The organism is Roseivivax isoporae LMG 25204, assembly GCF_000521865.1.
GTDB classification, from domain to species: Bacteria; Pseudomonadota; Alphaproteobacteria; order Rhodobacterales; family Rhodobacteraceae; genus Roseivivax; species Roseivivax isoporae.
On sequence record NZ_JAME01000092.1, the window covers coordinates 1 to 2,648 of the forward strand.

Annotated in this window: 6 protein-coding genes; 5 read left to right on the top strand and 1 reads right to left on the bottom strand. The window is 65.3% G+C overall.

Annotated elements, in window-relative coordinates; all coding sequences use genetic code 11:
* Positions 1–246: 246 nt before the first annotated feature.
* The 5 genes from RISW2_RS22605 (at position 247) to RISW2_RS22625 (ending at position 2,092) form a co-directional block, all read left to right on the top strand.
* On the top strand, positions 247–510 hold the full coding sequence (locus tag RISW2_RS22605) for an Acb2/Tad1 domain-containing protein (RefSeq protein ID WP_051492366.1): 264 nt from the start codon (positions 247–249) through the stop codon (positions 508–510).
* A 68-nt stretch (positions 511–578) separates the two neighbouring features.
* On the top strand, positions 579–1,124 hold the full coding sequence (locus RISW2_RS22610) for an N-acetylmuramoyl-L-alanine amidase (RefSeq protein WP_051492369.1): 546 nt from the start codon (positions 579–581) through the stop codon (positions 1,122–1,124).
* Between the two features lie 2 nt (positions 1,125–1,126).
* A complete protein-coding gene (locus tag RISW2_RS22615; protein ID WP_043775570.1) occupies positions 1,127–1,432 on the top strand; it encodes a ubiquitination-like system serine protease family protein in 306 nt (101 codons plus the stop codon).
* A gap of 107 nt (positions 1,433–1,539) precedes the next feature.
* Entirely contained in the window at positions 1,540–1,893 is a 354-nt protein-coding gene (locus tag RISW2_RS25775) for a hypothetical protein (protein WP_051492372.1), read from the top strand.
* A 10-nt stretch (positions 1,894–1,903) separates the two neighbouring features.
* A complete protein-coding gene (locus RISW2_RS22625; RefSeq protein WP_043775573.1) occupies positions 1,904–2,092 on the top strand; it encodes a hypothetical protein in 189 nt (62 codons plus the stop codon).
* A 371-nt stretch (positions 2,093–2,463) separates the two neighbouring features.
* Here RISW2_RS22625 and RISW2_RS25555 read toward each other — a convergent pair.
* Positions 2,464–2,648 (bottom strand): hypothetical protein (locus RISW2_RS25555; RefSeq protein ID WP_211238749.1); only part of this gene is annotated, 185 nt, incomplete at its 5' end.

A 2,648-nucleotide genomic window follows, 5' to 3' on the forward strand; every position in this document is an offset into this window, starting at 1 on the left:
CAGCAGAGACGGCATCGCTCTCCTCTCGACGCCTCTCTCGGCTGGCATGAGACGTTAGTCCCTGGGTGTCTGCTTTCCACGCCGCCGTGCAGTTCCGAGTATAGCACAAACATCTCGGTGCATCAAAATGCGCCATCATCGCCGCCGCCTGCGCGGATCGCAGGCACATCCTGTCATCGACATTCGGCATCTGCCGTTTCGCCTGCGCGGAGCGTCACCCGCGTACGTCAGCAGAAGGACACTGACATGCACGTAAAGATCCATACCACCGCCATCCCGGACGGCCAGTGCACCATCACGGACACCGCTGCCGCGCTGGTTCGTATGGGCTTCAATCCCTCCACACTCCACACGGTCGACACCATCAAGGCGCTTGCAGCCGCGCTCGTCTCCGAATGCGAGGCCATCCGCGACGCCAAGGGGCCCGGCGCCCGCGAGGCGGCGATTGCGATCACCGACGTGCAGAAGGCAAGCATGATGGCCGTCGCCGCGGCTACCGCGCACCTCTGAGCGCGCAGGGGCGGCGGGCGCCGCCCCAACCTCGCGCTCTGTGCACATCCCCCACACCGGAGAACACCATGAGAAAGATCGACGAGATCGTCGTGCATTGCACGGCGACGCAGCCCGATTTCATGTCTGGCGCATCGACTGCCGCACGTAGGGCAGAGGTGAAGCGCTGGCACGTCCAGCTGAACAAGTGGTCCGACATCGGCTACCACTACCTGATCGACCGCGACGGCACCTTGGCCGAGGGCCGGCCGCTCGAGCGCACCGGCGCGCATGTCGCGGGCCACAACACCGGCACGATCGGGATCGCGCTCTTCGGCGGCCATGGCTCGGCCGAGACCGACGCCTTCGCGGATCACTTCACGCCTGAGCAGGACGCCGCGCTGCGCAAGCTGATCGCGGACCTCGAAGCGCGCTTCGGCGACCTGAAGATCTCGGGCCACAATGAGTATGCCGCGAAGGCCTGCCCGGGCTTCGAGGTCGCGCGCTGGCTGGGGCAAGGGCCCGCCGCCAAGCCCGCCCCCGGACAGCAGGATGAGGCGACCGCGGCCACCAGGCTCCGCTGGCGCCTCGCCGAGATCCGCGACACCGCAGAGCGCGCGCTGGCGGGGCAGTGACCATGTCTGCCGTTGGATCAAAGCTGCGGCGGCTGGCCGACAACATCGTCGCCTTCCGCTGCCCCGGCTGCCGGACGATGCACCAGGTCTGGACCGATCGCTGGCGGTGGAACGGCGATGGTGACGCGCCGACGTTCTCGCCCTCGGTGCTGGTAACCTATGACGGCGCTGATGTGGGGCAGGGTGGCGCGCCGCAGGCCAGATGCCACAGCTTCGTCGAGAACGGCCGGATTCGCTTCCTGCCCGACTGCACCCACGAACTCGCGGGCGAGACTGTGCCCCTGCCGACGCTGTTGGGCGGCACATGATCCGCGCGCTCTTCCGCCTCCCCATCACCGACTGGCGCGTCGCGCTGGCCATCAACGCGGCGCTGCGCCGCCCCACGCGGCGTTGCCGCTGACACAAAGGCACCATCATGGAAGGCATCCTCACGGCTCTCGAGCCGCACATCGTCGAGCTCCTCGGGCTCGTGCTGACCATCATCATCGGCATCGCCGCGCGCCAGCTCAGCGCCTGGACCGGCATCGAGATCGAGAAGCGGCACCGCGAGGCGCTGCACGAGGCGCTGATGTCGGGCGCCATGTCCGCGATCAAACACGGGCCCGACGTCGGGATCGACACGCTGAAGGCTCACGCGATCGCCCACGCGCGCCAGTCCGTGCCGCAGGCGGTCAAGGCGCTGGTGCCGGGCGACGGGGTTCTCGACGCGATCGCCGAGCGTTACGTGCGCGACATGCTGCGCAAGCTCGACCAGCCGGTGCTGAACTGAGGCGGCGCCAGTGACCGCGGCCATCCTCAGTCAGACCCGCGTTGTCACCCGTGGCGGCGCGATCCTCGGCCTTGCGGTCGAGCTGTCCGGCGCCTGGGGCGCCTATGACATGCAGGGCCGGGCCCTCACCGCCAAGCGGTTCGACACGTCCGACGACGTGCTCGCCTGGTTCGACACGCGCGCGGCCGAGCGGGAATAGCCCGGCCGCAGACTGTCCCTTTCGTCATCGCCTTATCGTCACAGGAGCATGCCATGGGGCTGCAGACTAAGGTCGTCACTCACGCGCGGCGCTCACGTTGAGCCGCGGACCGGAAACCAGCTCAACGACGACCAGAACCCGCCTCACAACGCGGCGGGGATGCAAGCAGTCGGCTGGACGGAGGATGAGAAGCTATTAGGACTTCTCAACTAAGGTTCGTTTGAGGTATGAAATCTGCTTTGAGGCTATGTTTTGGGCTTATGAAGAAGTGAGAGAAGAGAATTGGCAAGAGGTAAAGAGCGGCGGAGAACATTGGCGGCTTGTCCCTATTGCGTTTATTGCGGGGGGAACGAAGCTGCTACTGAAGTTGATCACATGCCGCCAATAGGGATGTTCGAAAAACGGCTTAGGCCTGGTGGATTTATCTTTTCGACGTGCGCGGCGTGCAATCGCAAAAGTTCGCGCATGGACGACTTTATCTCATTGTTCGCTTCCATATCTATGGAGAACTTACCAGAGTCAAGAATGCAGCATGGTCTTGCCCCCGTTTCATCGG

Coding starts and splice junctions, on each gene's coding strand:
- RISW2_RS22615 (WP_043775570.1), top strand. CDS start 1,127: ATGTCTGCCGTTGGATCAAAGCTGCGGCGGCTGGCCGACAACATCGTC.
- RISW2_RS25775 (WP_051492372.1), top strand. CDS start 1,540: ATGGAAGGCATCCTCACGGCTCTCGAGCCGCACATCGTCGAGCTCCTC.
- RISW2_RS22610 (WP_051492369.1), top strand. CDS start 579: ATGAGAAAGATCGACGAGATCGTCGTGCATTGCACGGCGACGCAGCCC.
- RISW2_RS22605 (WP_051492366.1), top strand. CDS start 247: ATGCACGTAAAGATCCATACCACCGCCATCCCGGACGGCCAGTGCACC.